Origin of the sequence: Streptomyces kaniharaensis (assembly GCF_009569385.1) — a bacterium.
Taxonomy (GTDB): Bacteria; Actinomycetota; Actinomycetes; order Streptomycetales; family Streptomycetaceae; genus Kitasatospora; species Kitasatospora kaniharaensis.
In genome coordinates this window covers 69,264-92,453 of record NZ_WBOF01000006.1, presented here as the reverse complement: position 1 = coordinate 92,453, position 23,190 = coordinate 69,264, and the positions used below count along the sequence as shown (strand labels likewise).

The window sequence follows — 23,190 nt, the reverse complement described above, 5'->3', positions numbered from 1 at the left end:
CGTCGTGATACTAATCATCCCGGCGGGGGGATTCGTCCTCCATAGGCAGGCACGATGATGACGGTCCGTTCGTTCTCGGGACGTTCGAACGGCGACGGGGAGGGGCACGGCATGGCGGCGAGGTTCGGCAGCGCGGACAGCGGGCGAAAGGTGCGGCTGGGCAAGCGGGTCACGGGCGCGGCGGCGGCGTTCACCGCGCTGGCGGCCCTGACCGGCTCGCAGGTGACGGGCTTCGGGCTGGCCCCGGCCGCCGCGGCCGACGCCGCAGCCGACACCGTGGCGACGGAGGCCGGCGACGGCACCACGCTCACCCCGACCGGCGCGCCGAACACCGGCACCGGCCTGCCGGCCGACGGCGGCGGCACCGTCCCACTCCCGCAGCCGCCCGGTGCCCAGCCGGCCGCGCCCGCCGCCGGGCCGTTCGCCGCCTCCGGCCCGGCCCTGCCCGCGACCGTCCTCGCCGCCTACCGCCAGGCCGAGGCCTCGCTCGCGACCCGCTCGCCGGGCTGCCACCTGCCCTGGCAGCTGCTCGCCGGGATCGGCCAGGTCGAGTCCGGCCAGGCCGACGGCGGCCAGGTCGACGCCAACGGCACGACCTTCCGCCCCATCCTCGGCCCGGTGCTGGACGGCAACGGCTTCGCCGCGATACCGGACACCGACGGCGGTCTCTACGACGGCGACTCCCGCTGGGACCGCGCCGTCGGGCCGATGCAGTTCATCCCCTCCACCTGGGCGACCTGGGGCGTCGACACCACCGGCAAGGGCAAGGCCGACCCCAACAACATCTTCGACGCCGCCGAGGCCGCCGGCCGCTACCTGTGCGCGAACGGCCGCGACCTCTCCGACCCGGCGCAGCTCGACCGGGCGATCCTCAGCTACAACAACTCGGACGAGTACCTGCGGACCGTCAAGAACTGGATGGCCCACTACGGCAGCGGCACCGTGACTACCTCCCCGGACCGCCCGGCCCCGCTGCTCCCGCCGCTCTCCTTCCCGGACACGCCCACCGGGATCACCACCGGCACCGGCACCTCCGCCACGGGCACCACGGCCGGCAGGCCGACCCCGGTCCAGCCGCAGCCCTCGCCGAGCGCACAGCCGACCACGCCCACCACGCCGGCCCCGTCCCCGCAGCCGACGACCGCCCCGAGCCCGGCACCGACCACGACCCCGAGCCCGAGCCCGACCGCGGCGCCGTCGCCCTCGGCCACGCCGACGCCCACCGGCTCGCCCTCGCCGTCCGCCACCCCGACGGGCACTCCGTCCCCGACGGCCACCGCGACTCCGACCGCGACGCCCACGGCCACTCCGACCGGCACCCCCACCGCCTGCCCGAGCCCCACCGCGACGGCCACGGGCACGCCCACGGCGACCGCCACCCCGACGGGCACGCCGTCCCCGACCGCCACCCCGAGCGCCACGCCCACCGGCACTCCGACCGCCACCCCGACGGCCACCCCCACCGCCCCCGGCTGCGCCACCGCGACGCCCACGGCCACCCCCAGCGCGACCGCCAGCGCGACCCCGAGCGCCACCGTCTCCCCCTCGGCCACCCCGACCCGGCACTGAGGGCCGCACGCGGCAAGGCGCCGCCCCGCCTCAGGACATCACCGGCGCGTCCTCCGGCTGCGCCGGTGATGTCCCGCGCCCCGAAACCGGTCGCCGCTGTCCGTCGACCAGGACAGACTTCCCATGACGCCTACGGCTGGCAACCCGGACGACGCCTCCCTGGTGCTCTCCCAGCTGATCGCCACCGGCTGCAACCCGTACGAGGTGAAGACCCCCTACAAGAACGACGGCGTGGACGCGGCGATGCGCACCCGCGTGTACGGCTTCGTCAAAGCCAACCAGGCGCGGATCTTCGACGCCGGCTCGCTCGCCGAGGTCGGCGTCTGCCACTCCAGCCCCTCCCGGGACTACGTCGGCCCGACCGAGGGCAACGGGATGTACGTCAACGCCACTCCCCCGGCCGGGATCAAGGACTGGTGGAGCGGCGGCGAACCGGCGATGAGCTGCGCCACGATGCCGTACCTCGGCGAGTTCCGCGGGACCGTCAAGGCGCTGGTCTACGCGCACATCCCGTTCGACGCGATCACCAGCCCCGGCCTCGTGGCCGCCGACCTGGCGCGGTTCAAGGTGGTGCTGCTGCCCAACCTCCAGGCGGTCTCGGACGCGGAGGCGGCCGTCCTGCGCGGCTACGTGGCGGCCGGCGGGACGATCGTGATCACCGGTCCGGCACCGACCGCGCTCGACGAACTTGGCGCCCGGCGCGGCGAGTTCGCGCTCTCGGACGTGCTCGGCCTGAAGAAGGCCGACCCGCTCCCGGCGAGCCGGCAGAACGCGTACGGCGCCGGCACCTGCTGGTACCTCCGGGCTCTGCCCGGGCTCGGCTACCTCCGCAACACCGACCAGGCCTCGGCCGACCAACTGCTCACGCCCGTCCGCCGGACCGCGCCGCCGGCCGTCACGCTGGCCGGGGACCGGCGGATCTTCCTGGAGGCCCGCCGGCTGGGCAGCGACACCGTCGTCCACCTGGTGAACTTCACCAACTTCGGAGAAACCCCGGCCGCCTTCCGCACCACGCCCGCCAACTGCACGCTCTCCTACGCCCTGCCGGCCGGCGCCACCGTCACCGCCGTCACCGTCGCCATCGTCGCCACGCCGGACGGCACCGACCCGGCGCCCAAGCCGGTGCCGTACACCGTCATCGGGGCGACGGTCAGCGTGCCGCTGACCGTCGTCCAGTACTCCGTCGTCACGGTGTCCGTCCGGTAGCCACCCGGGGTCAGAGCCCGGGCGCGGGGATCCGCCAGAGCGAGGCGGGGTTCGACTCGCCGCCCGGGGAGATCGAGTCCTGCTCGGCGCCGTCTCCGTGCACGGAGGCGTGCTCCGGCTCCCAGCTCTGCTGGAATACGATCCACTCGCCGTCCGGGGAGAAGCTCGGCTCGTTGAAGCCGCTGTTGTCGTCGTGGCTGGTCACCCGCTCGGGACTGCCGCCCGGCTTCATCGTCCAGACCTCGTCGTGGGCGGAGTCCCGGTCGGTGGCGAAGGTGAAGGCGCCAGCGGCGGCGTTCCAGCTGGTGCCGGGGAGGTTGACCGCGGCCTTGTCAGGGTCCTCCAGCACCTTCCTCGGCTTGCGGTCGCCCTCCAGCGGCAGCACCCCGAGGGCGGCGGGGCCCTTGTTGTAGCCCTCGGTGAACTCGGTCATCAGCATCGAACCGCCGTCCGGAGCGAACGCCGGGTTCTGCGCGCTCCTCCTGCCGTCCGCACGGTACAGCAGCTCGGCCCCGTCGGCGCGGCGCTCCCCCGCCTGGGACCCGCCGGTCGACCCCGCGCCGGTGGGCCGGTTCTCGTCCGGGTCCGGCCCGTCGTCCGAACCGGAACTGCTGCATCCGGCGACCAGCACCACCGCGGTGGCCGACGCGGCGATCAGCGTACGAATCCTCATGCACCACAACCTAGTTGATGAACACTCAGGCGGTGATGAGAGATGGACGCGCGCTGCCTCGGCCGCTGCGGCCTACCGTCAGGAGTCGCCGTCCAGCAGGTGCTGGCGGACCTCCTGGAACGTCCAGGCGCCACCGCCGGTCCGGGCGAGCACCCAGACCAGATCGAAGCGGTCCGGCCAGGCGGTCGGCACACCGTTGTCGGCCGCGCCGAGCGCCTCGACGATCCGCGGGATCCGCGAGTGCTCCCAGCTGACCAGCACCGGCTGGGCACCCGCCAGGACGGCCCCCGCCAGCGCGGTCTCCTGCGACTCGGCGTACGCCGTGTCGACGGTCAGCCCGAGCTTCGCCGCCAGCGGGGTGACGGTCTGCCGCATCCGGTGCGCCCCGGCGAGCGGGCCCTCGTCGGCGGCGGCGAAGATCCGTGCGGGCCGCCGGAGCCCGACGGCGGGCGGGTCGAACAGCTGCGGCAGCGCCTTGGCCCGGGCCCAGCCGCGCTCGGTCAGGGACTTGCCGTCGTGGCCGCCGTTCCCGTCCAGACCGGGGTGGCCGCCGTCCGGCTTCTCGCCGTGCCGGACGATCATCACAAAGGCGTCGCCGCCCGGGTCGCTCGCCCGGGCGGCACTCGCGTTCGCTGCCTTGGCCGACTTCTTCGACGAGCAGCCGGTGAGCACCAGCGGCACGGCCGCGGTCAGGCCGGCGAGCACGGCGCGACGGGAGACGGAGGCGGTCACCCGGCGCCCCGCTCCAGCCGGACCAGCAGGTCCACGGCCGTACCGCCGCCCCCGCCCCGGTGCCCGGGTTCACCGCCGACCAGGCGGTGGACGCGCTCCGCGCGGACGGTCGTCAGGCCGAGGCCCGCGAGGTCGGCGAGCACGTCGTCCGGGGTGTACAGCACGCGCGGGTCCTGCGGGCCACCGATGCCCTCGGTGAGGTTGTGGAGGTCGTGCCCGATCACCAGCAGGGTGCCGCCGGGGGCGAGCGCGTCGGCCGCGTGGCGCAGCGCGGTGCGACGGTCCCGCGCGGGCACCTGGAGGTAGGCGACCAGGACGAGGTCGTAGCCGGTGGCCGGGGGCTCGAAGGTGCGGGCGTCGTCGTGCCGCCAGGTGAGCCGGTCGGCGACCTCGTCGGGCAGCTCGGCGGTGAGCCGTTCGGCGCGTTCGACGGCGACGGCGGAGAAGTCGAACCCGGTGACCTCCCAGCCCTGGGCGGCCAGCCAGATCGCGTTGCGGCCCTCGCCTGCGGCGACGTCGAGGGCGCGGCCGGGGGTGCGGCCGGTGAGTTCGCGGACCACCCACATGTTGGGCTCGGCGCCCCACACCAGCTCGCTCGCGGCGTAGCGGTCGTCCCAGTCCTGGCTGTCCATGGCGAGTCCTCCGTTCGGGGCCTGCTCCGTAACGGTCAACCTACCGGGCCGCGAGTTCGGTGACCGGGGGCGGTCCAGCGGGCGGACGCCCGGACGGGGAGCGGTGATGGACGGCGGTCCGCGCTGACGGTCGGCCGGATACGCGGAGAGGGCCGCGCGGATCGGCTGTCGATCCGCACGGCCCCTCGGCCCCGCGCGCTCAGTCCCTCGCCCTCAGTCCTTGCCGTCGAGGCCGAGTTGGGGGAACAGGTCGGTGAACGGCTGGGTGGTGACCGAGACGCTGCGCCCGAAGGGATCGTCGAAGTCCCAGATCATGAAGAGGAGGAAGGCGATCAGCGCACTGAAGCACCCCGCCAGGATCAACTCCCTCGGCGTACGCCGGATCTGGAGCGCGAACAGCATGCCGATGGTGACCACCGCGCCGGAGATCAGGCCGAACCAGACCACCCCGGGCATGGTCGGACCGGCGTTCTGGCCGCGCGCGCTACGGGCGTCGTCGGCCTGGCCGATCCGGTCCATGACGGACTGGTAGTTCTGCGCCTCCAGCTCGGACGCGGGCGCCCGGGTGGCGACGTCCGCGCGTACCTGGTCGAGCAGTTGGGTGCCCTTGTCGGAGATCTCGCCGTGCTCGCGCATGTACGTCCACTCGGTGTCGACGACGTACGAGACGTAGGCGTCCACGTCGGCGCGGACCTTGTCGCGGACATCCACCGGGTAGACCACCGCCCGCTCGCTCACCTCCTGGAGCGACTGGGCCTCGCGGAGCACGTCGTCCTGGGCGGCACCGCGCGCCTCCCAGACGCCCGCGATGGCGAGGCCGAGGACGATCGCGTAGACCACGCCGATCATCATCGTGATGTACTCGATGACGTCCGGGGTCTCGTCGGCGTTCTTCACGGTGCCCACCCGGCGATGCCGCAGCAGCACCACCACCACGACGACGGCACAGGCCGCCGCCATGGCGATGGCCAACGCCACCCATTCGGACATGGGGACTCCCTTCTCTGGCTTGGCTTGGTGACGGGGGATGTCGGGGTCGGGCCGATTCGGAATCGGGGAACCGGCCCGCGGGAGCGGCCGTCAGGTCCCGCTGGAGCGGCCGCGGCCCTGGCCGCGACTCGGGCGCAGCGCCGCCAGCGCGATCACCGCGGGCACGGTGACCAGCAGCATCGTGGTGGTGGGCGAGTTGCCCCGGTGGTGCGGTGGGGCGGCCATGCGCTTGACCGCCGGCACGTGGTAGGCGGCCTTCGGCGCCGGGGTCGGCCACGCGGGGCTCGGCGGGACCGGGCTCGGTGCGGCCGGGCTCGGGTCCGCCGGGTCGGGATCCGGCGCAGCCGTCCGGGGCGCGGGTGGCTTGGTCGGGTTCGGTACGGCCGGCGCGGGGGGCTGCGCGGCCGGCGTCGGCGCGGGCGACGGCGGCGGGGGTGCCGGTGACGCGGGCATCGGGGTGGGCTCCGGCGTCGGGCTCGGCTGTGGCGGCGTCGGCGAGGGCGTGTGGGTCGGCGACGGGCTCGGCGGGGGTGTCGGGCTCGGTGTGCGCGTGGGGGTCTGCGTCGGGCTGGGGCTCGGGGTCGGGGTCGGGCAGGGGTGCGGTTGGTGATGCTGCCCGCCGTGGTGGCCGTGCTCGTCGTCGCCGCCGTCCTCGCCCTTCGGGTGGACGTTGACGCCGACTTGGACGTCCACCCCGACGCCCACGTCCGTCCCGTGCGGTCCGACCGCCACCTCGACGTGCGTGTCGGTGCAGACGCAGGTGTGGATGACCGGCCCGTGCGGGCGCCCCCCGCCGTGGTGCTCGGTGCCGGACGCGGACGCGCCGCTCAGCAGCGCGCACATGGCGACCGCACCGACCGCCACACCGGCCACTCGCACCCGTCGCCCGGGTACGGCGCTCCCTCCGCCGTCCACCGGTATCCGTCGGGGCTGCCGGGGCTGCGGCATGGGCTCCACACACCTCTCGGATCGTCGGGAAAGCGCATCGTCGAAAGGAATCACGGTCGTCGGAATGAGTCGGCCGAACCCGGCCCCGGTCAGGCGGACGGCCCGCCTCCGCGGGCGGGCCGTCCGTCGCCAGGTCAAACGATCTTCGGGTGGGCCGGTTACGGTCCCGGCCGGATCAGGGAGCAAAATTCGGCCGCCCAGGGGGCGGCGCGGCGGTCAGTGGCGGCCGTGCGCGATCTCGACGTTCTCCAGGACGCCGACCGCGTCCGGCACCAGGATCGCGGCCGAGTAGTAGGCGCTGACGAGGTAGGAGATGATCGCCTTCTCGTCGATGCCCATGAAGCGGACCGAGAGCGAGGGCTGGTACTCGTCCGGGATGCCGGTCTGGTGCAGGCCGATGACGCCCTGGTTGTCCTCGCCCGTACGGATCACGAGGATCGAGCTCGTGTTCTCCTTGGTGATCGGGATCTTGCTGCACGGCAGGATCGGCACCCCGCGCCAGGCCGGCACCTGCTGCCCGCCGAGGTCGACGTGGTGCGGGTAGAGCCCGCGAGCGTTGAGCTCGCGGCCGATCGCGGCGATGGCGCGCGGGTGGGCCAGCAGGTAGTCGGGGTCGCGGCGGCGGTTGAGCAGTTCGTCCAGGTCGTCCGGGGTGGGCGGGCCGGAGTGGGTCTGGATCCGCTGGTCGAAGTCGGCGTTGTGGAGCAGCCCGAACTCGGGGTTGTTGACGAGCTCGTGCTCCTGGCGCTCGCGCAGGGCCTCGATGGTCAGCCGCAGCTGGTGCTCGATCTGGTTCATCGGCTGGTTGTAGAGGTCCGCGACGCGGGTGTGGACCTTGAGGATGGTCTGCGCGACGCTCAGCTCGTACTCGCGCGGCTTCAGCTCGTAGTCCACGAAGGCGCCGGGCAGTTCGAACTCGCCGTGGTGGCCGGCCGACATGGCGATCTCGGCCTCGCCGCGCTCGTTCTGGGCCTGCTGCGGCAGGGCCATGAACTCCTGCAGGTGCTCCTGCAGGCTCGGCGCGTTGTCGCGGATCTGCTCGAAGTCGCGGCGGCTCAGCGTGAGGACGACACCGGCGGTGGCGGTCTTCGCGGTGTACTCCCAGACGCCGTCCGGGTTGAGGATGGCGTCGTCGCCGAAGCGGTCGCCGTCGCCGAGCACACCGACCACGGTCTCGTCGCCGTACTTGCCGGTGCCGACCTTGTTGATCTTGCCGTGGGCGATCAGGAAGATCCGGTCGGCCGCCTCGCCCTGGGTGACGAGCACCTCGCCGGGGCCGAAGTCGCGCTGGCGGCAGCGGTCGGCGAGCGCGGTGAGCACCTCGTCGTCCTCGTAGCCGCGCAGCAGGGCGAGTTCGCCCAGCTCGCGGGGGATGACGCGGACCTCGGAGCCGGTCTTGACGAACTCGACCACGCCGTTGCCGACGGTGTAGGTGAGCCGCCGGTTCACCCGGTACGCACCACCGTGGGCCTCGACCCAGGGGAGCACCCTGAGCAGCCAGCGGGAGGTGATCTCCTGCATCTGCGGGGCGGACTTGGTGGTGGTGGCGAGGTTGCGGGCAGCGGCTGTGGCGAGGGACTGCTGCTGAGCCTGCTGTGTCTCCGGGCTGGTGTCCACGGGCATCGGCAGGGATCTCCATTCATCGGGTCAGATCACGCGGTCGGGTCGGACCGAACCGCCCTGGCAAATGCCATGACGGATCATCAGATACGCCTACTGGTGGGGGTGTTGGCGAAGTCTCGCGAGCGGGGGCACCGTCTCCCGGCGGCCCACCCGGAACCCTAGATCACCGGCGCCCGGCCGGACCCGCGCGGTGGCCGACTACCCCCCGATAGGGTGAATCTGAACAGGATCGCGCCGGTCCGCGCCGATCACCTGGGAGACGTCGGTTCACTCCTCCGGTTTCCCGTTGCCACGGCGGCGATGGCGGCGATACCACAGACCGCCGACGACCGTGGAGAGCGCGGCCAGGACGAGCACCACCACCGGCCACGTGCTGCCGCCGGCACGGACGTCGGCCAGCAGGATCCCCAGTACCGCGGCCACGGGCAGCAGGACGGAGAGCAGCGCCCGCAGGCCGGCGGCGAGGACACCCGGGTCGATGCCCCGCCGGGTCTGGCGGGGCCGCTGCGCCGGGCCGAAGTGGAAGGCGACGGCGCGGTCGGCCAGCCGGTTGGTGGCCTTGCCGTACGACACCCCCATGTAGGGCAGCCACACCAGCGGCGCGACGGTGCCGACCAGGAAGGTGAGCCCGAGGAGCGCCCAGGACCCGGCCGTCCGCCAGCGGCCGGGCGGTGGGACCTCGTCCTCGCCGGTGATGCCCAGCAGCCGGGCCATCCGGCGGATCAGGTACCAGAACCCGCGCCACCGGCCGGCCGACGGCTCCGCCCGGGGATCGCGGGCCAGCGCCCGCTCGGCCGCCGTGACGTCCGGGTGGGCGCCCTGCAGCACCAGGACTTCGGCGGTCCGGGCCGAGGCCGTGGGATCCTTCCCGGCCAGGGCGGCGATCTCCAGCATCAGCTGGCCCTGTTCGAGCAGCGCGGTACAGAACGCGAACGGCACCAGCCAGACGAAGGGCCCTCCGACGAAGGAGCCCTCGCCGGCCCCGACCCGGCGGGCCCGGCCCACCGCCAGTTCCACCAGTTCGCCGGGCGTGGCCTCCGGGTGGCCGGCGCGGAGATCGGCGATCCGCCGGGCCGCCCGCGGCCCCCGGTGCCGGACGGCGAAGACCGCCAGTTGCTCGGGCATCCGGGACGGATGCGCGCGCAGCGAGCGGAGCAGTTCCCCGACCGGGGGCTCCGCTCGACTGGACGCCTGTGCCGCCATGACCGTCCGTACCGTTCTCGGGGCGTGCCGCTCCGGGGCCGTGCCGCTTTCGGGCGGGCCTCTCCCAGCAGCCTAGGTCGCGTTACCGGAATCCCGCCTGCCGGGTGGCTCAGGCCACCTCGACGCCCTGCCGGACGCGATCGAAGCGGCCGGCCGCCAGGTCCTCGTCGGTGATCCAGAAGGAGACGTTCACGGCCTCGCCCCAGTCCGCGTCGGCCGCCGAGCCCTCGACCTGGAGCAGCGGCCGGTGGCCCTCGTGCCGCCCGGTGTCGGTGTCGCACCAGCCGAGCACCCGGACGTCGGGGCGGGGGAGGTGGTCGCGGAAGTCGGAGGAGAGATCGAGGGCGATCATGAAGTCGTCCGGGAAGAGGTCCTCCAGCTCGCGGTCCTGGTAGGACGGCGCGGACAGCACCCATCGCGCCCGGACGGGGACGGCCGGCAGCGGCGGGAAGTCGTCCCGGCCGGCGGGTGCGGGCCGCAGCGGCGCTCCCTCGGGGACGTGCAGCACGCGGCAGCCCCGGCCGGCGAAGTCGGAGAAGCGGTCGTCGTGGAAGAACAGCAGCAGCCCGTCCGCCGGCAGCGGCCACCGGCCGCCGTCCCCGCCCGCGTGGGCCCCGGCCAGCCCGGCGCAGTCGAGTTGGGCGACCAGCTGCATCGGGTGCCCGGCGTACTCGGGCCACTCGACGCCGTCGGCCAGTGCGGGCAGGCCGCCGAGCCGCCCGGCGACAGGGCCCTCCACGGACTCATCGGCGGTGTCCGGGGTCAGCGCGAGGGCCGGGGCCAGGGCGAGCGATGAGCGGATCAGCCCGTCCACGAGCGGGGCGGTCCGTTCGTCCGCCCGCTTCCGGATGGCGGCGTAAAGGTCGTATGGGATCGGCAGGTGCCCGTCGTCGGCGGCGTCGGTGAGCGATGGTTCGGCCATGGGCCCAGCCTGCCATCCGGCACCGACAGACGCGGGCGAGAGGGGTTGCACGGACAGCCCGTCAGGTACCGGTACGGGGGCGGCCGGCACCTGACGGGAGAACAGGAGCTGTCCGGTGATTCAGGAGAAGGGGGAACGGAGAACGGGGGACGGTCTTGACGGAACCGGCGTCAGACGCAGGGGACTGCCGTACCGGGAAGGTTGACGATGCCGGAGTTGTTGGCCAAGCCACTGTTGTACTCGTAGTACAGGTAGGTGTAGAGGTCGATCCGGCTGGTCGCGCCGCACGCGGAGTCCGGAGCGACGGTGTAGGTCACGGTGAAGCTGCTGGTCGCCCCGGGGGCGAGCGGCACGTTGTAGCGGGCGATGCCACCGTGGACGTTCTCACTGCACCCGCTGGTCTGGGTGCCGCAGGCGCTCGCCGCGAACTTGAGGCCCTTCTCCTGCAGCGTCGAGTACGTCGGCTGCACGCTCTGGTAGACGAACTGGATCGGGGTGTCGTACGGGTTGCTGAGCGTCAGCGTGAGCGTGAACGAGCTGCCCGGCGTGGCCGTCCCCCGGTCGACGACGGCCGTGAACGGCAGCGGGGCGGCCGCCTGGGCGGGTGCGGCGGAGAGGAGCAGACCGGCGGCGACGGCCGGTATCGCGGCGAGAGCGGAACGCCTCAGGTGTGTTCTGCGCATGACCATGGAGCGTAGGGGGCGGTACCGCTTCCGTTGCACCCCTCCGCCCCGGCCCGTACCGGGTGACGAGCGGCGGGCGGACGCGGCGGGCCATTGTGTCCGCGTTCCGCCACCACGGCGCCGCCCGAGGCCGTATCCTGCGCGCCGCTCACTCGAACCCGTTCAGGCCGACGATCAGGCCGGCGGCGGCAGGATGTCGCAGAGCGCGGCGAGCGCCGCCGGGTAGGCGTGGTCGGGCGGGGTCGCGTAGCCGACCACCAGGCCGTCGGGGGCGGGCACGGCGCCCGCCGCGAGCGCCGGGTGCCGGTAGTCGGCGAGCCCGTCCACGGCCAGGCCCCGGTAGGCGGCGGCCTTCAGCACGGAGCGCTCGGTGCCGGGGGCGAGCCGCAGCACCGCGTGCAGGCCTGCCGCGATGCCCGAGACCGCGACGTGCGGGGCGCTCGCGGCGAGCGCGGCCACCAGCCGGTCCCGGCGGTCCCGGTAGCGGCGTCGCATCCGGCGCACGTGCCGGTCGTAGCCGCCGGAGTCGATGAACTCGGCGAGGGTCAGCTGGTCCAACGCGCTGGCCCAGGCCTCGCGTTCGCCCTTGGCGGCGAGCACCCGGTCGACCAGGTGGTCGGGCAGCACCATCCAGCCGAGCCGCAGCGCCGGCGACAGGCTCTTGCTGGCCGTGCCGAGGTAGACCACCCGCTCCGGGTCCAGGCCCTGAACGGCTCCGACGGGCTGGCGGTCGTAGCGGAACTCGCCGTCGTAGTCGTCCTCCAGGACCAGCCCGCCGCGCCCGCGCGCCCAGTCGACGACGGCGGCGCGCCGGGCGGCGTGCAGCGGCCCGCCGGTCGGGAACTGGTGGGCGGGGGTGAGCAGCACCGTCCGGACGTCCGGCCTGTCCGTCAACTCCCCTATCCGGGCGCCGTTTTCGTCCAGCGGCAGCGGCACGGTCGTGACTCCGGCGGCGGCCAGCAGCGAGCGGTGGAAGGCCAGCCCGTACCCCTCGACGGCCAGTGGCCCGTTCGCCTCGGCGGGCAGGACGGCGCCCGCGCCGTCGAACAACAGCCGCAGCGCGTGGGCGAATCCGGAGCAGACGACGATCCGGTCCGGGTCGGTGCGCACCCCGCGGGCGCGGGCGAGGTAGTCGGCGAGGACGGTCCGCAGCTCGCGGCGCCCCTGCGGATCGCCGGGCCCGAACGCCTCGTTGGGCGCCGCGGTGAGGGCCCGGCGCCCGGCGGCCAGCCAGGCCGAGCGTGGGAAGGAGGCGGCGTCCGGCTGGCCCTGCCGCAGGTCGTGGACGGGGCCGGGGCGGGCGGACGGCCGGCGGGCCCGGGCGGTCGGCGCCGGTTCGGCGCGCTCGGCGACGGTGGTGCCGGAGCCCTGCCGGGCCGTCAGCCAGCCTTCGGCGACGAGTTCGGCGTAGGCCTCGGCGGCGGTGTTGCGGGCGAGGCCGAGGTCGGCGGCGAGCGAGCGGTACGGCGGCAGCCTGGTGCCGGGTGCCAGCCGCCCGCTGCGGATCGCCTCGCGCAGGGCCGCCATCAGGGCCGCGCGGCGCCCGCCGGTGGCGGGCAGGTCGAGGTGCAGGTCGTTGCCGGACGGATGGGCCGGCTCGGCGGGCTGGCGGGGGTGCGTGACCGGCGTGTCCGTCATGGTCATGCACCCTATCGCCGCGCGGCGCCGCTGCTCGGAGCGGTCGGCCCACGCGGGCCGCTACGGCACGACGGTCACCGGCCAGCGCCCTGCCTTCACCAGGCGGACCGCCACCGAGCCGATCACCCGGTGCCCGGCCTGCTCGGAGGCGCCGACGACGACGGCGTCGGCCCGCAGTTCGTCCGCGAGCCGGGCGAGCCCGCCGTACGGGTCGCCGCGCATGGTGAGGAAGCGCCACTCCACCCGCCACACCTCCTTCACCCGGTGCTCGGCCTCGCGCAGGGCCGACAGCAGTTCGTCGGCGATCTCCTGGGTGGTCTCCTCCACCGCCGCCCCCGCGAGCGCCGTGGCCGCGCCGAGGACGGGCTGCACGTAGGCCACCGCCAGCACGGCGCCCTGCCGCCGGGCCAGTCCGGCGGCGTAGGAGGTCGCACGCCAGGAGGAGTCCGAGCCGTCCAGCCCGGCCAGGATCACCTTCGGTCCGTCCGTCCCCAGCTCGAACCCTGCGGGGGCGACCGCCGGCGCGGGCTCCTCGGCGCCGCCGAGGGCCTCCGCATCGCTCTCGTTGCTCATGCCCCGAGGCTATGCCCGCCACCCGGAGTGAGGAGACGGGGCACTCCGGGTGAGGGCTGTGGTGCGGGCCACGCCGGACGGCCTGTGGCCGGGCCGTTCCGGCACGGGGCGCGGGTGGGCCGTCACTCCCGGTCGACGATGTGGGTGGGCTCACACCGCATCCGGGGTGACGCAGGCCACTTCCAAGGACTGTTTGATCTCGTAAATAGGTGCAAAACGGGCGAAATCAACCCAATTCCTTGATCCTTACGGCTGGTAACCGCCCTCTGACATGCCTAAACGCGCCAACCCTTGAACCCGCCACAACCGCCCCCGTACCTTCGAACCCGTTGCACCGAGCAAGCCGCTCCGGCGGGCCTCACCGCCCCGGAGCAGGACCGGTGCCCGGACCACGCGAGCGCGTGTCCCCGAAACCGACGGCCTTCCGAGGGCCTGGTTCCGCGCGCTCGCAGACCCCTCCGAAAGGAACCCCATGACCTTCCGTAACGAGACCGCCGCTGCCACCACCACCGCCACCCCGAAGCGCCGCAACCGCGTCCGGATGGCTCTGATGGCCGGGGCGCTCACCGCCCTGCCGGTGGCCGGCCTCGTCACGGCCACCAGCGCCTCCGCCGCGCCGGCTTCGGTCTGGGACAAGGTCGCGGCCTGTGAGGCCACCGGCAACTGGGCCATCAACTCCGGCAACGGCTTCTACGGCGGCCTGCAGTTCACCTCCAGCACCTGGGCGGCCTTCGGCGGCACCTCCTTCGCCCCGCGCGCCGACCTGGCCACCAAGGACCAGCAGATCTCCGTCGGCGAGAAGGTCCTCGCCGCCCAGGGCCCCGGCGCCTGGCCCGTCTGCTCCGTCAAGGCCGGCCTGACCAAGTAAGGCCCACCCGCTCCGCGAGGCCGTCGTACCCGGAAACGGGTGGGGCGGCCCTTCGCGCACCCCGGGCGCCCTACCGCTGCTCCACCGGGTAGTCCCAGTCCGTCCCCAGCCCCTCGCCCGCCGCCAGCAGCCGCTCGGCGATCGCCAACGGCACCGCCACCAGCGGGACGCCCGAGTCCAGCGGGATGCGGACCCGGTGGCTGCCACCGAGCGCGGACACCTCGACCACGGCCGTCGCCCCGCCGACCAGGCGCACGGCGTCGAGCCGGGCCGCCACCTCCGGCCGCCCGACATCGGCCGGATACGTGGTGAGCGTGAAGACGAGATCCCCGAGGTCGTCCAGCAGATCGGCGTACACGGCCAGCGGCGGCGCGGGAGCCGTCGCCGGCAGCCAGGCCGACGCCCGACGGTCTGGCACGGTCCATCCCCCGTCCTCCGCCAGCGCCGCATACAGCTCGTCCCGCGAGGCCCCGACCGGCAACCGCACCGTGGCCCCCGGCGTACCGACCACCACCACCGGCTCACCCTCCGCGAACGCGATCCGGTCCAACCGCCGGCTCCCTCCGGTGTTGGCCCGCTGCAGCGCGGCGGCCTCGCGCAGGAAGTACCCCCGCTGCAACTGCTGCCGCCCCGTCACCATGACGCTTCCCCCTAGCGGTGTTGACAGATGCTCACCAAACGGTACCTCTGCCCCCGCCCGCCCGTTGAGCGGATTTCCATCCAACATCCCTTCGGTGAAGGCTGGGCCGCCCCCTCGCTACCATCCGACGCATGATCCTTCGGAAGCGCGACGGCTACGAGCTCGACACCGACCCCGCCCGGATCGACCTCGACCGGGTGCACCACTGGCTCTCCACGGACGCGTTCTGGGCGCTGGGGCGCAGCCGGGAGGTGGTCGAGCAGTCCCTGCGGGCGTCGCTGCCGTTCGCGGTGTACGCGGCGGACGGCGGCGAGCAGGTCGCGTTCGCACGGGTCGTGACGGACCTCGCGACCTTCGCGTGGCTCTGCGACGTGTACGTCGACCGCGCACACCGGGGGCGCGGGCTGGGCACCTGGCTGGCCACGGCCGTGGTGGAGCACCTGCGGCCGTACGCGCTCAAGCGCATCCTGCTGTCGACGGCGGACGCCCACGAGGTGTACGCCCGGGCGGGGTTCGTGCCGTTCCCCGATCCCGAGAAGCTGATGATCGCCCGGAGCTGAGGGGCGGCTACGAGGCGGCGGAGGCGCCGCCGTCCTGCTCAGGCGGGGCGGGCCGGGAGCGGCAGCGGGAGGGCGGGCAGGCCGTCGATGCTGGTGCCGACGTACGGCTTGCCCTCGCAGTAGGTGTTGAACTCCTCGTCGCTCTTGCGGCCGAAGTACTGCGCGTGCAGGTCCCGGTCGGCGCGGTAGTCCATCAGCGGGACGGCGAACCCGCAGGAGTCGCTGACCCGTTCGGCCATGACCAGGACGATCGAGCGCAGGCCCGGCCCGTCGGCGTCCGGTGCGAAGCGGGCCAGCAGGGCGGCGAACCGCGGGTCGTCGCGGAACACCGGCTCGCCGCGGCCGTGGACCCGGACGACGGTCGGCGGGCCGTCGAAGGCGCACCACATCAGCGTGATCCGGCCGTTCTCCCGCAGGTGGGCGATGGTCTCCGCGGTCGAGCCGCCGAAGTCCAGGTAGGCCAGGGTGAGTTCGTCGATCACGACGAGGGTCCCGGCGCGGCCCTTCGGCGACACGTTGACGTGCCCGTCGGCGGAGATCGGCGCGGTGGCGACGAAGTAGACGGGCTGACGCTCGATGAACTCCCGCAGGCGGCCGTCGATGTGCTCATACTGCTTTCCCATGCCGCCATTGTGCCGCCATCTCGCGTGACGAGAAAGAAGTAGTCACGTGCCGAGACGGGCCACGAAATCCGGCCGTACCCGTACGATGGCCGTGCGCCTTCCACTCACCCCCCGGCCACGGGAGTCGAGTTGACCGACCAGCACACCCACGGCACGACGGGGATGGCCTTCGGCACCCCCGCCCCGCCCCTGCGCCCGTACGTCCTCGGCTACCGCGGCTACCGGATGCTGCTGCTCCGGCCCCGGCGGCGGCTGGAGGTGCCGACCGACGTCGTCACCCTCGCGCTCACCTTCGAGGGCTCGATGCGGCTCGCAGACGCGGTCGACCCGGCACGGCCCGCCGCGTCCTTCGGTTCCGTCGCCGCCGGGCTGCGCCGCACCGCGACGATCGCCGAACACGCCGGCCTGTTGCACGGGTTGGCGGTCTCGCTCACCCCGCAGGGCGCCTACCGGGTGTTCGGACCACTGGCCGGCGAACTGGGCGGGCAGTGGGCCGAACCCGGGGACGTCCTCGGCCCGCGGCTGCGCTCGCTGTCCGCCCGGCTCGCCGAGACACCGACCTGGCCCGCCCGATTCGCCCTGCTGGACGACTGGTTCACCGTGCGGATCGCCGACGGCCCGGCCTGGGAGCCGTCCGTCGCCTGGACCTGGCACGAACTGCGCCGCACCCACGGCCTGGCGCCCGTGCACACGCTCGTCGAGGGCACCGGGTGGAGCCGGCGGCGGCTGGAGCTGCGCTTCCGCCAACACCTCGGCGTGGCGCCCAAGCAGGCCGCCACCATCCTCCGGCTCCAGCGCACGCTCACCGCCCTGGCGCGGCAGGACGGTTCGCACGGGGGCCGGCCGGACGCCGCCGGGCTCGCCGCGCTCTGCGGGTACTACGACCAGTCGCACCTCGACCGGGCCTTCCGCGCGATGGTGGGCTGCTCCCCGCGTGCGTTCCTCGCCTCGCGCCGCATCGCCGCCGCCCTGCCCGAGCCCACCGACCGGGTCGCCGGGCGGGTGACCAGCGCCGTCCTGAGCCCGGGCGCACCGGGGTAGCCGGACGGCAGCGACCGGACGCGGCTGCGCATTTGTACAAGACGCCCGCCCCGCCGTCGGCGACACTCGGAGCGCCCGGCCGGTACGGGGGGACCGGCCGGTCACGGACACCGCGCCGCCGAGCCGTGCCGCACGGCAACGGCGGGCCGCCGTGCGCTCGTTCGCACGGGGCCCGCCGCCGGTACCGCCCGGCCCGGTCAGGCCTTCATGTAGACGCTGTCCATGAAGTCGATGATCTGCTGGTCCGTCAGCCGCTGGCCGTTGCGGTGGCCCATCGCCAGGTCGGCCTCGCTGATCATGCCGACCAGCCGCTCCCCGTCGATCACCGGGATGCGCCGGATCTGGTGCTGCTCCATCTTCCGCAGCACCATCTCCATGTCGTCGTCGGCGCGCACGCAGTGCAGGTGGCCGGCAAGCTCCATGGCCGTCATCGTGGCCGGGTTCTTGCCCTCCGCGAGACATCGCACCACGATGTCGCGGTCGGTGATGATGCCCTTCAGCTTCTGGTCGTCGCCACAGATCGGGAGCGCGCCGACGTTCTTGTCGCGCATCATCATCGCGGCCTCGGCGAGTGTCTGGTGGGCGCCGATGCACTGGGCGCCGGTGTGCATGATGTCTCGGGCAGTGGTCACGGGGACTCCTTCGTGAATGATTCCCCCCGGTCGCTCCCCCCAACGGCACCGCGCACTCGCGGTGTGACCGTGCGATCACCATAGGCAACATCCCGCCCGCCCGCGACCCCGGCCGCCGATACTGGGAGTGTGACGACCGAAGCCGCCGGCGCGGCCCGCGAAGGCGTGGTCGACGAGGCCGTCCGGGCCCGGCCCGCGACGGCGCTGCGCCCCTACGTCGCCTGGTACGCCGGGTACCGCCAGCGCGGCGTCGCGCCCGCCGTGCACCGCGGTCTGCCGTCCCCTTACCTGACCTTCATCCTCACCCTGGACGAGCCGCTGGTGATCGCCGGTCACCCCGACCCGGCGCAGCCGCCCGGCACGTACCCGACCCTGCTCGGCGGCCTGCACACCGCCCCGGCGCTGATCACCCACGACGGGCGGCAGTCGGGCGTGCAGATCGCCGTGCACCCGCTGGCCGCCCGGGCGCTGTTCGGGCTACCGGCCGGGGAGCTGGCCGGGATCGACGTGCCGGCCGAGGACGTCCTCGGGCGGCCCGGCCGGCGGCTGCGGGAGCAGTTGCAGGCCGAGCCGGGTTGGGCCGAGCGGTTCACGCTGCTGGACGGGGCGCTGCTGCGGGCCGCTCGGCCGTCCGGGCAGGTGCCGCCGGAGGTCGGCTGGGCCTGGCAGGCGCTGCGGCGCAGCGGCGGCGGGCTGCCGGTGGCGGCGCTGGCCCGGGAGACCGGGTGGAGCGCACGGCACCTGCAGGAGCGCTTCCGCCGCGAGACCGGGCTCACGCCCAAGGCCGCCGCCCGGGTGATCCGCTTCGACCGGGCCCGCCGCCTGCTGGCCGGATCCGCGCCGCCGCCCCGGCTGGCGGAGCTGGCGGCCCGCTGCGGGTACTTCGACCAGGCGCATCTGGCACGGGAGTTCCGCGCGCTGGCCGGGTCGGCGCCGACCGCGTGGCTGGCGGCGGAGGGACCGGAGGAGGCGCAGTTCCGAAACGTCCAAGGCGGGGCGGGTGGGCCGGCCACAGAGTGGGAGGCGTGACGGCGGCCGGCCGTCACCACCCGCTCCCGAGGAGGCAGCCGTGGAGACCGGAACACCCGCGCCGCAGGTCTGGCCCACCCTGCGCGCCGCCGATGCGCGCGCCCTGATCCGCTTCCTGGTCGAGGCCTTCGGCTTCCAGGAGATCGTCACGTACGGCGAAGGCGACTTCGTCGCGCACGCCGAACTGGCCTGGCCGGAGGGCGGCGGCGTGATGCTTGGCTCGGAACGCGAGACGCCCGAGGGCGCCGAGGCCCGGCCGGGCCGCCCAGGCACCTTCACCGCCTACGTCGTCACGGCGGACCCGGACGGCGTACACGCGCGGGCCGTCGCCGCCGGCGCCCGGATCACCACCGAACTGACCGAGACCGACTACGGCTCGCGCGACTTCGCCGCCGCCGACCCGGAGGGCAACCGCTGGTACTTCGGCACCTACCCGGGCGCCCCGCGGCCCCCGGCAGCCCAGGACTGAGACCGCGTCCCCGCAGGTCAGGGGTCCGCCCCCGCGCGGGGCCCGACGGGCGCACTGCTCGCGCCCGCCCCGCCGCCCGGGCAGACTGGCAGGCGGGGGCCACCCACGGGCTCCGGAGGCGGCCGATGCCGCAGATGGTGGTGGACGGGCGCACCCTCGCGCTCTCCCACCTCGACAAGGTCTACTACCCGCGGACCGGCACGCTGAAGGGCGAGGTCCTCGGCTACTACGCGGCCGTCCACACCGCCCTCCTCCCCCACCTGCGCGACCGCCCGGTGTCGTTCCTGCGCTGCCCGGACGGCGTCGAGGCCGAGGTGTTCATCGCCAAGAACCCGCCCGCCGGCACCCCCCGCTGGATCCGCACCGTCGAGGTGCCCAGCAGCAGCGGCGACCTGCAGCAGGTCGTCCTCGACGATGGCGCCGCCCTCCTCTGGGCCGCCAACCTCGGCTGCCTCGAACTGCACGTACCGCAGTGGCACGCGGCCGCGCCCGGGATCGCCGACCGGCTGGTCCTCGACCTCGACCCCGGCGAGGGCGCCACCGTCCTCACCTGCCGGACGGTCGCCGGCCTGCTGCGCGAACGCCTCGCCGCCGACGGGCTCACCGCCTGGGTCAAGACCTCCGGCTCCAAGGGCCTCCACCTGCTCGTCCCGCTCGAACCCACCCCGAGCGCCCGCGTCTCCGCCTACGCCAAGGCACTCGCCGCCGCGCTGGAGGCCGACCGCCCCGACCTCGTCGTCCACACCATGGCCAAGGCCCGCCGCTCCGGCCGCGTCTTCGTCGACTGGTCCCAGAACAACGCCAAGAAGACCACCGCCGCCCCCTACACCCTCCGCGCCCGCCCGCTGCCCACCGTCTCCACCCCACTCACCTGGGAGGAACTCGCCGGGGCCGACACCGAGGGCGACCTCGTCTTCACCCTCGCCGACGTCCCCGACCGGATCACCGCCCACGGCGACCTCCTGGCCCCGCTCCTCGACCCCGAACACGCCCGGCCCCTCCCCTCCGGGCCCCTCCCCTCCGGGCCCCTCCCCTCCGGGCCCCTTTCCGCCGCGCCGGCGCCCGAACGCACCCGCCAGGTGCTCCAGCCGCCCGTCGAGGTCATGCGCCCGGCCGCCGTCACCGCCGTCCCTCCCGCGGACGGCCTCGGCGGCGGAGGCGTGCAGTACGAGCTCAAGCTGGACGGCTTCCGCTGCGTCGCCTTCGCCCGTGGCGACCGCCCCGCCTTCCTGCAGTCCCGCAGCGGACGGGACCTCGCACCCGAGTTCCCGCCGATCGCCGCCGCCGTCGCCCGGCTGCCGGAGGGGCTCGTGCTCGACGCCGAGCTCGTCGCCTGGCGGGCCGGCCGGTTCGCCTTCGAGGAACTGTTCCGCACCCGGCAGGCCCGGGCGGGCGAGGACGTCGCACTCGGTCTGATCGCCTTCGACCTGCTCGCCCTCCCCGGCCGCGACGTCCGCCGCCTGCCGCTCACCGACCGCCGCCGGCTCCTGCTGGCCGCCCTCGCCGACGTCCCACCGCCGATCCAGCCCGTCATGGCCACCACCGACCGGGCGGAGGCGCTGGAGTGGATGGACCGCCTCGCCGCCAGCGGCGTCGAGGGCCTGGTCTGCAAGGCGGCGGGCTCCGCCTACCGGCCGCAGGGCGCCGGGCGGGTGTGGGTCAAGTACCGTCGCGCCGACACCGTCGACGCCCTCGTCCGCGCCGTCACCGGCTCCGCGGCCCGCCCACACGCCCTCGTCGTCGAACTCGACGACGGCCGCGTCCTCCTCACCGCCCCGCAGCTCACCCCCGTCCAGGCCCGTCGGGTCGCCGACGCCGCCCGCCCGTTCCTCGCCCCGCCCGCGCAGGACCCGACCCACGGCACCATCCACCCCCTCACCGCGCCCCTCCGCGCCGAACTCACCCTCACCGGCCGCCCGCCCACCGCGACCTTCGTCCGCCTCCGCGGCGACTGACGGCCCCACCCACGGCACCGTCCACCCCTCACCGGCCACCCGATCACCGCCACCTCACACGAACAGAGCTGCGGGCGTGGGAAGTTGGCGGAGTCGCCGTCACTTCTTCCGCTTGGCGGCGTGCGCGAACTCGGTGACCAGGGTGTCCTCGAAGACCGGGAGGTCGGCCGGCTTCCGGCTGGTGATCAGCGGGCCCGGGCCGTCGTGGCAGACGTGGACCTCCTCGTCGACCCAGTGGGCTCCGGCGTTGACGAGGTCCGTGCGCAGGCTGGGCCAAGACGTGAGGGTGCGGCCGCGGACGGCGTCGGCCTCGATGAGGGTCCACGGGCCGTGGCAGATCGCGGCGACCGGCCGGCCGGAGGCGCAGAAGGCGTGGACGAAGGCGACGGCGGCCCGGTCCTGCCGCAGGTGGTCGGGGCTCGCCACGCCGCCGGGGAGGACCAGGGCGTCGTAGCGCTCCGGGTCCGCGTCGGCGACGACGTCGTCCACCGCGAAGGTGTCGCCCGGTGCCCGGTGCCGGACGGCCTGCGCGCGACCGGGCGCCGTGGACAGCAAACGCGGGGTGCCACCGGCCTCGGCCACGGCCTGCCAGGGGGAGGTCAGTTCGACCTGCTCGGCACCGTACGGCGCGACCAGGAAGGCGACGGTGCGGCCGGTGAGGGTGGTGGCGGGCCAGCCCATGGCTCACCGCGGGTCCTGGGCGGTGACGTCGACGGCGGCGGGCGGCGGCGCGGAACGGACCCGGGCGCGCGGGCAGTCCAGGTGGACGGTCAGTTCCAGGTGGTCGATCCGGGCCACCAGGCCGACCGGGACGACCACGCGGGAGCCCGGGACCCACGGACCGGCGTCGACCAGCAGGTGGTCACCGGCGTCCTGGACGACCCGGCCGAGCGGTCCGTCGGTCGCCTCGACCTCGTAGCCGGCCAGGCTCAGTTCGGCGGCGTGGTGGGAGCCCGGGCGGTACTCCCACAGGTCGGTGCTCATCACAGCTCCGGTTGGTCCCAGGGCCGGCGCTCACGCCCTTCGGGGCGTTCGAGCGGGTCGCGGTGCCGGGCGCCGGAGCGGCGGCGCAGCAGCACCGTCGCGGCGGCGGCGACGGTCACGGAGGCCGCCCAGACCACCGAGAGGGCGATGGCCACGGCCACGGTCGGGGTCCGCAGGCCCACGCTCAGGCAGATCGCCGTCATCACGAGCGCGGTGAGCACCACCCCGCCCGGCACCCGGCGGGCCACGCCGCGCAGCGCGGTCCCGACCCGGCCCGGCCGCTTGGCACCCATCGTGCTCAGCTTCCGGTCGAGGCGGGTGTCCTGACGCAGATCGGACTCGATCTCCTCGAGGAGCCGCCGCTCCCATCCGCTCAACGCGGGTCCGTCCATCTCGGTCACCTCCGACACTTCCGGTGACGTGCCCCCGTACCGGGGCGGTTGCCCGGTACGGCCATGCGCTAACCGCCCCCGGGACGGCCTGATCCCGCGCCCACGGGCCCGAAGGCCCGGGGGCGGGCGAGCAGGCTGTCGTCCAGCACCCGCAGCAGGGCGGCGGGGTCGCGGTGGACCTCGGCCGCGCCCGCCGCCCGCAGTTCCACGCCGGTGTCCCGGCCGGTCTCCAGCGCGAGGCAGGGCACCCCGGCCCGCCGCGCGGCCAGCACCTCGCGCACGCTCGCGGCGACGTACACGGCGTGCTCGGCGGTGCCGTCGACCAGGTGGAGGGCGGCCCGGACGGGGTCGCTCCCGGGCGCGGTCACGGTGAGCGCGGGTGCCCCGACGGGGCCCTGCCCGATCAGCACGACCGTCCAGCCCCGGGCGGCGCACTCGCGCAGCAGCTCCGCGGTACCGGGCAGCGCGGGGCGCCAGTCGGTACCGAAGAGTGCCGCCGAGACCACTGTCATGGCCACCGCTTCCCTTCCAGGCCGGGCGCGGAGCCGGACCGCGTACGGAGCCGAAACCGCGCACGGAACGCGCCCTTCCAGGTTAGGCCTCCG

26 protein-coding genes and 1 pseudogene are annotated in these 23,190 nt (G+C 74.5%); 9 read left to right on the top strand and 18 right to left on the bottom strand.

What is annotated here, in order from left to right:
• Positions 1-111: 111 nt before the first annotated feature.
• Together F7Q99_RS37550 and F7Q99_RS37545 are read left to right on the top strand one after the other, a co-directional pair.
• The gene (locus F7Q99_RS37550) at positions 112-1,569 is read left to right on the top strand and encodes a lytic transglycosylase domain-containing protein (RefSeq protein WP_153471192.1); all 1,458 of its coding nucleotides are present in this window, start codon (positions 112-114) and stop codon (positions 1,567-1,569) included.
• Between the two features lie 123 nt (positions 1,570-1,692).
• On the top strand, positions 1,693-2,775 hold the full coding sequence (locus tag F7Q99_RS37545) for a type 1 glutamine amidotransferase family protein (RefSeq protein ID WP_153471189.1): 1,083 nt from the start codon (positions 1,693-1,695) through the stop codon (positions 2,773-2,775).
• 10 nt (positions 2,776-2,785) lie between these two features.
• Here F7Q99_RS37545 and F7Q99_RS37540 read toward each other — a convergent pair whose 3' ends face one another.
• From F7Q99_RS37540 to F7Q99_RS37490, 11 genes are all read right to left on the bottom strand, one after another.
• Positions 2,786-3,448, bottom strand: coding sequence for a TolB-like translocation protein (locus F7Q99_RS37540; protein ID WP_153471186.1), 663 nt, complete (start codon positions 3,446-3,448; stop codon positions 2,786-2,788).
• A 78-nt stretch (positions 3,449-3,526) separates the two neighbouring features.
• A complete protein-coding gene (locus F7Q99_RS37535; protein ID WP_326847545.1) occupies positions 3,527-4,180 on the bottom strand; it encodes a histidine phosphatase family protein in 654 nt (217 codons plus the stop codon).
• Positions 4,177-4,812 (bottom strand): class I SAM-dependent methyltransferase, encoded by a 636-nt coding sequence (locus F7Q99_RS37530; protein ID WP_153471183.1) that lies wholly within the window; start codon positions 4,810-4,812, stop codon positions 4,177-4,179. The genes F7Q99_RS37535 and F7Q99_RS37530 overlap by 4 nt, the downstream gene beginning before the upstream one ends.
• A 213-nt stretch (positions 4,813-5,025) precedes the next feature.
• Positions 5,026-5,802 carry a bestrophin-like domain gene (locus F7Q99_RS37525; RefSeq protein ID WP_153471180.1) on the bottom strand — a complete coding sequence of 259 codons (777 nt, stop codon included), beginning with the start codon at positions 5,800-5,802 and terminating at the stop codon, positions 5,026-5,028.
• 90 nt (positions 5,803-5,892) lie between these two features.
• Positions 5,893-6,750 carry a hypothetical protein gene (locus F7Q99_RS37520; RefSeq protein ID WP_153471178.1) on the bottom strand — a complete coding sequence of 286 codons (858 nt, stop codon included), beginning with the start codon at positions 6,748-6,750 and terminating at the stop codon, positions 5,893-5,895.
• A 216-nt stretch (positions 6,751-6,966) separates the two neighbouring features.
• Complete coding sequence (locus F7Q99_RS37515; RefSeq protein WP_153471175.1) at positions 6,967-8,373, bottom strand: family 2B encapsulin nanocompartment shell protein; 1,407 nt, start codon at positions 8,371-8,373, stop codon at positions 6,967-6,969.
• Between the two features lie 267 nt (positions 8,374-8,640).
• Positions 8,641-9,498 (bottom strand): hypothetical protein, encoded by an 858-nt coding sequence (locus F7Q99_RS37510; RefSeq protein ID WP_153471172.1) that lies wholly within the window; start codon positions 9,496-9,498, stop codon positions 8,641-8,643.
• Between the two features lie 187 nt (positions 9,499-9,685).
• On the bottom strand, positions 9,686-10,498 hold the full coding sequence (locus tag F7Q99_RS37505; RefSeq protein ID WP_153471169.1) for a DUF1963 domain-containing protein: 813 nt from the start codon (positions 10,496-10,498) through the stop codon (positions 9,686-9,688).
• A gap of 170 nt (positions 10,499-10,668) precedes the next feature.
• Positions 10,669-11,181: a hypothetical protein gene (locus F7Q99_RS37500; RefSeq protein ID WP_153471166.1), complete on the bottom strand. Its 513-nt coding sequence runs from the start codon at positions 11,179-11,181 to the stop codon at positions 10,669-10,671.
• 174 nt (positions 11,182-11,355) lie between these two features.
• Positions 11,356-12,819, bottom strand: coding sequence for a MocR-like pyridoxine biosynthesis transcription factor PdxR (gene pdxR, locus F7Q99_RS37495; RefSeq protein ID WP_153471163.1), 1,464 nt, complete (start codon positions 12,817-12,819; stop codon positions 11,356-11,358).
• Positions 12,820-12,879: 60 nt separating this feature from the next.
• Complete coding sequence (locus F7Q99_RS37490) at positions 12,880-13,392, bottom strand: universal stress protein (protein ID WP_153471161.1); 513 nt, start codon at positions 13,390-13,392, stop codon at positions 12,880-12,882.
• Between the two features lie 472 nt (positions 13,393-13,864).
• On the opposite strand from F7Q99_RS37490, the gene F7Q99_RS37485 reads away from it, so the two are divergent.
• Positions 13,865-14,260, top strand: coding sequence for a transglycosylase family protein (locus F7Q99_RS37485; RefSeq protein WP_326847544.1), 396 nt, complete (start codon positions 13,865-13,867; stop codon positions 14,258-14,260).
• 70 nt (positions 14,261-14,330) lie between these two features.
• Here F7Q99_RS37485 and F7Q99_RS37480 read toward each other — a convergent pair whose 3' ends face one another.
• On the bottom strand, positions 14,331-14,900 hold the full coding sequence (locus tag F7Q99_RS37480) for a hypothetical protein (protein WP_153471158.1): 570 nt from the start codon (positions 14,898-14,900) through the stop codon (positions 14,331-14,333).
• A 131-nt stretch (positions 14,901-15,031) separates the two neighbouring features.
• Between F7Q99_RS37480 and F7Q99_RS37475 the strand changes: the two genes are divergently transcribed.
• Positions 15,032-15,460 carry a GNAT family N-acetyltransferase gene (locus tag F7Q99_RS37475; RefSeq protein ID WP_153471155.1) on the top strand — a complete coding sequence of 143 codons (429 nt, stop codon included), beginning with the start codon at positions 15,032-15,034 and terminating at the stop codon, positions 15,458-15,460.
• Between the two features lie 38 nt (positions 15,461-15,498).
• Here F7Q99_RS37475 and F7Q99_RS37470 read toward each other — a convergent pair whose 3' ends face one another.
• On the bottom strand, positions 15,499-16,083 hold the full coding sequence (locus tag F7Q99_RS37470) for a pyridoxamine 5'-phosphate oxidase family protein (protein WP_153471152.1): 585 nt from the start codon (positions 16,081-16,083) through the stop codon (positions 15,499-15,501).
• A gap of 129 nt (positions 16,084-16,212) precedes the next feature.
• Between F7Q99_RS37470 and F7Q99_RS37465 the strand changes: the two genes are divergently transcribed.
• Positions 16,213-17,124: a helix-turn-helix domain-containing protein gene (locus F7Q99_RS37465; RefSeq protein WP_153471149.1), complete on the top strand. Its 912-nt coding sequence runs from the start codon at positions 16,213-16,215 to the stop codon at positions 17,122-17,124.
• Between the two features lie 197 nt (positions 17,125-17,321).
• Here the strand turns inward: F7Q99_RS37465 and F7Q99_RS37460 are convergent, their stop codons facing one another.
• Entirely contained in the window at positions 17,322-17,756 is a 435-nt protein-coding gene (locus F7Q99_RS37460) for a CBS domain-containing protein (RefSeq protein ID WP_326847543.1), read from the bottom strand.
• A 129-nt stretch (positions 17,757-17,885) separates the two neighbouring features.
• Between F7Q99_RS37460 and F7Q99_RS37455 the strand changes: the two genes are divergently transcribed.
• From F7Q99_RS37455 to F7Q99_RS42280, 4 genes and pseudogenes are all read left to right on the top strand, one after another.
• Positions 17,886-18,785 carry a helix-turn-helix domain-containing protein gene (locus F7Q99_RS37455; protein WP_326847542.1) on the top strand — a complete coding sequence of 300 codons (900 nt, stop codon included), beginning with the start codon at positions 17,886-17,888 and terminating at the stop codon, positions 18,783-18,785.
• A 40-nt stretch (positions 18,786-18,825) separates the two neighbouring features.
• The gene (locus F7Q99_RS37450) at positions 18,826-19,254 is read left to right on the top strand and encodes a VOC family protein (protein ID WP_326847541.1); all 429 of its coding nucleotides are present in this window, start codon (positions 18,826-18,828) and stop codon (positions 19,252-19,254) included.
• 125 nt (positions 19,255-19,379) lie between these two features.
• Positions 19,380-20,261, top strand: a pseudogene (gene ligD / locus F7Q99_RS42285) (non-homologous end-joining DNA ligase); the annotation flags it as partial.
• Between the two features lie 96 nt (positions 20,262-20,357).
• Positions 20,358-21,209: an ATP-dependent DNA ligase gene (locus tag F7Q99_RS42280; RefSeq protein WP_230211319.1), complete on the top strand. Its 852-nt coding sequence runs from the start codon at positions 20,358-20,360 to the stop codon at positions 21,207-21,209.
• Between the two features lie 99 nt (positions 21,210-21,308).
• On the opposite strand, the gene F7Q99_RS37440 is transcribed toward F7Q99_RS42280, so the two are convergent.
• The 4 genes from F7Q99_RS37440 to F7Q99_RS37425 all read right to left on the bottom strand — a co-directional run bounded on the left by F7Q99_RS37440 (position 21,309) and on the right by F7Q99_RS37425 (position 23,097).
• On the bottom strand, positions 21,309-21,890 hold the full coding sequence (locus F7Q99_RS37440; RefSeq protein ID WP_153471143.1) for a type 1 glutamine amidotransferase domain-containing protein: 582 nt from the start codon (positions 21,888-21,890) through the stop codon (positions 21,309-21,311).
• Positions 21,891-21,893: 3 nt separating this feature from the next.
• The gene (locus F7Q99_RS37435) at positions 21,894-22,193 is read right to left on the bottom strand and encodes a PRC-barrel domain containing protein (protein ID WP_153471140.1); all 300 of its coding nucleotides are present in this window, start codon (positions 22,191-22,193) and stop codon (positions 21,894-21,896) included.
• On the bottom strand, positions 22,193-22,585 hold the full coding sequence (locus tag F7Q99_RS37430; RefSeq protein WP_153471137.1) for a hypothetical protein: 393 nt from the start codon (positions 22,583-22,585) through the stop codon (positions 22,193-22,195). Before F7Q99_RS37430 ends, F7Q99_RS37435 begins: the two co-directional genes overlap by 1 nt.
• Before the next feature lie 68 nt (positions 22,586-22,653).
• A complete protein-coding gene (locus F7Q99_RS37425) occupies positions 22,654-23,097 on the bottom strand; it encodes an HAD family hydrolase (protein WP_153471134.1) in 444 nt (147 codons plus the stop codon).
• Positions 23,098-23,190: the final 93 nt, after the last annotated feature.

Excerpts from the sequence above, each read along its gene's own strand:
- F7Q99_RS37525 (WP_153471180.1), bottom strand. The coding sequence starts at position 5,802 with ATGTCCGAATGGGTGGCGTTGGCCATCGCCATGGCGGCGGCCTGTGCC.
- F7Q99_RS37510 (WP_153471172.1), bottom strand. The coding sequence starts at position 9,498 with ATGCCCGAGCAACTGGCGGTCTTCGCCGTCCGGCACCGGGGGCCGCGG.
- F7Q99_RS37430 (WP_153471137.1), bottom strand. The coding sequence starts at position 22,585 with ATGGACGGACCCGCGTTGAGCGGATGGGAGCGGCGGCTCCTCGAGGAG.
- F7Q99_RS37540 (WP_153471186.1), bottom strand. The coding sequence starts at position 3,448 with ATGAGGATTCGTACGCTGATCGCCGCGTCGGCCACCGCGGTGGTGCTG.
- F7Q99_RS37515 (WP_153471175.1), bottom strand. The coding sequence starts at position 8,373 with ATGCCCGTGGACACCAGCCCGGAGACACAGCAGGCTCAGCAGCAGTCC.
- F7Q99_RS37550 (WP_153471192.1), top strand. The coding sequence starts at position 112 with ATGGCGGCGAGGTTCGGCAGCGCGGACAGCGGGCGAAAGGTGCGGCTG.
- F7Q99_RS37545 (WP_153471189.1), top strand. The coding sequence starts at position 1,693 with ATGACGCCTACGGCTGGCAACCCGGACGACGCCTCCCTGGTGCTCTCC.
- F7Q99_RS42280 (WP_230211319.1), top strand. The coding sequence starts at position 20,358 with ATGCGCCCGGCCGCCGTCACCGCCGTCCCTCCCGCGGACGGCCTCGGC.
- F7Q99_RS37485 (WP_326847544.1), top strand. The coding sequence starts at position 13,865 with ATGACCTTCCGTAACGAGACCGCCGCTGCCACCACCACCGCCACCCCG.
- F7Q99_RS37470 (WP_153471152.1), bottom strand. The coding sequence starts at position 16,083 with ATGGGAAAGCAGTATGAGCACATCGACGGCCGCCTGCGGGAGTTCATC.
- F7Q99_RS37475 (WP_153471155.1), top strand. The coding sequence starts at position 15,032 with ATGATCCTTCGGAAGCGCGACGGCTACGAGCTCGACACCGACCCCGCC.
- F7Q99_RS37425 (WP_153471134.1), bottom strand. The coding sequence starts at position 23,097 with ATGACAGTGGTCTCGGCGGCACTCTTCGGTACCGACTGGCGCCCCGCG.
- F7Q99_RS37435 (WP_153471140.1), bottom strand. The coding sequence starts at position 22,193 with ATGAGCACCGACCTGTGGGAGTACCGCCCGGGCTCCCACCACGCCGCC.
- F7Q99_RS37490 (WP_153471161.1), bottom strand. The coding sequence starts at position 13,392 with ATGAGCAACGAGAGCGATGCGGAGGCCCTCGGCGGCGCCGAGGAGCCC.
- F7Q99_RS37505 (WP_153471169.1), bottom strand. The coding sequence starts at position 10,498 with ATGGCCGAACCATCGCTCACCGACGCCGCCGACGACGGGCACCTGCCG.
- F7Q99_RS37480 (WP_153471158.1), bottom strand. The coding sequence starts at position 14,900 with ATGGTGACGGGGCGGCAGCAGTTGCAGCGGGGGTACTTCCTGCGCGAG.
- pdxR (WP_153471163.1), bottom strand. The coding sequence starts at position 12,819 with ATGACGGACACGCCGGTCACGCACCCCCGCCAGCCCGCCGAGCCGGCC.
- F7Q99_RS37500 (WP_153471166.1), bottom strand. The coding sequence starts at position 11,181 with ATGCGCAGAACACACCTGAGGCGTTCCGCTCTCGCCGCGATACCGGCC.
- F7Q99_RS37440 (WP_153471143.1), bottom strand. The coding sequence starts at position 21,890 with ATGGGCTGGCCCGCCACCACCCTCACCGGCCGCACCGTCGCCTTCCTG.
- F7Q99_RS37520 (WP_153471178.1), bottom strand. The coding sequence starts at position 6,750 with ATGCCGCAGCCCCGGCAGCCCCGACGGATACCGGTGGACGGCGGAGGG.
- F7Q99_RS37530 (WP_153471183.1), bottom strand. The coding sequence starts at position 4,812 with ATGGACAGCCAGGACTGGGACGACCGCTACGCCGCGAGCGAGCTGGTG.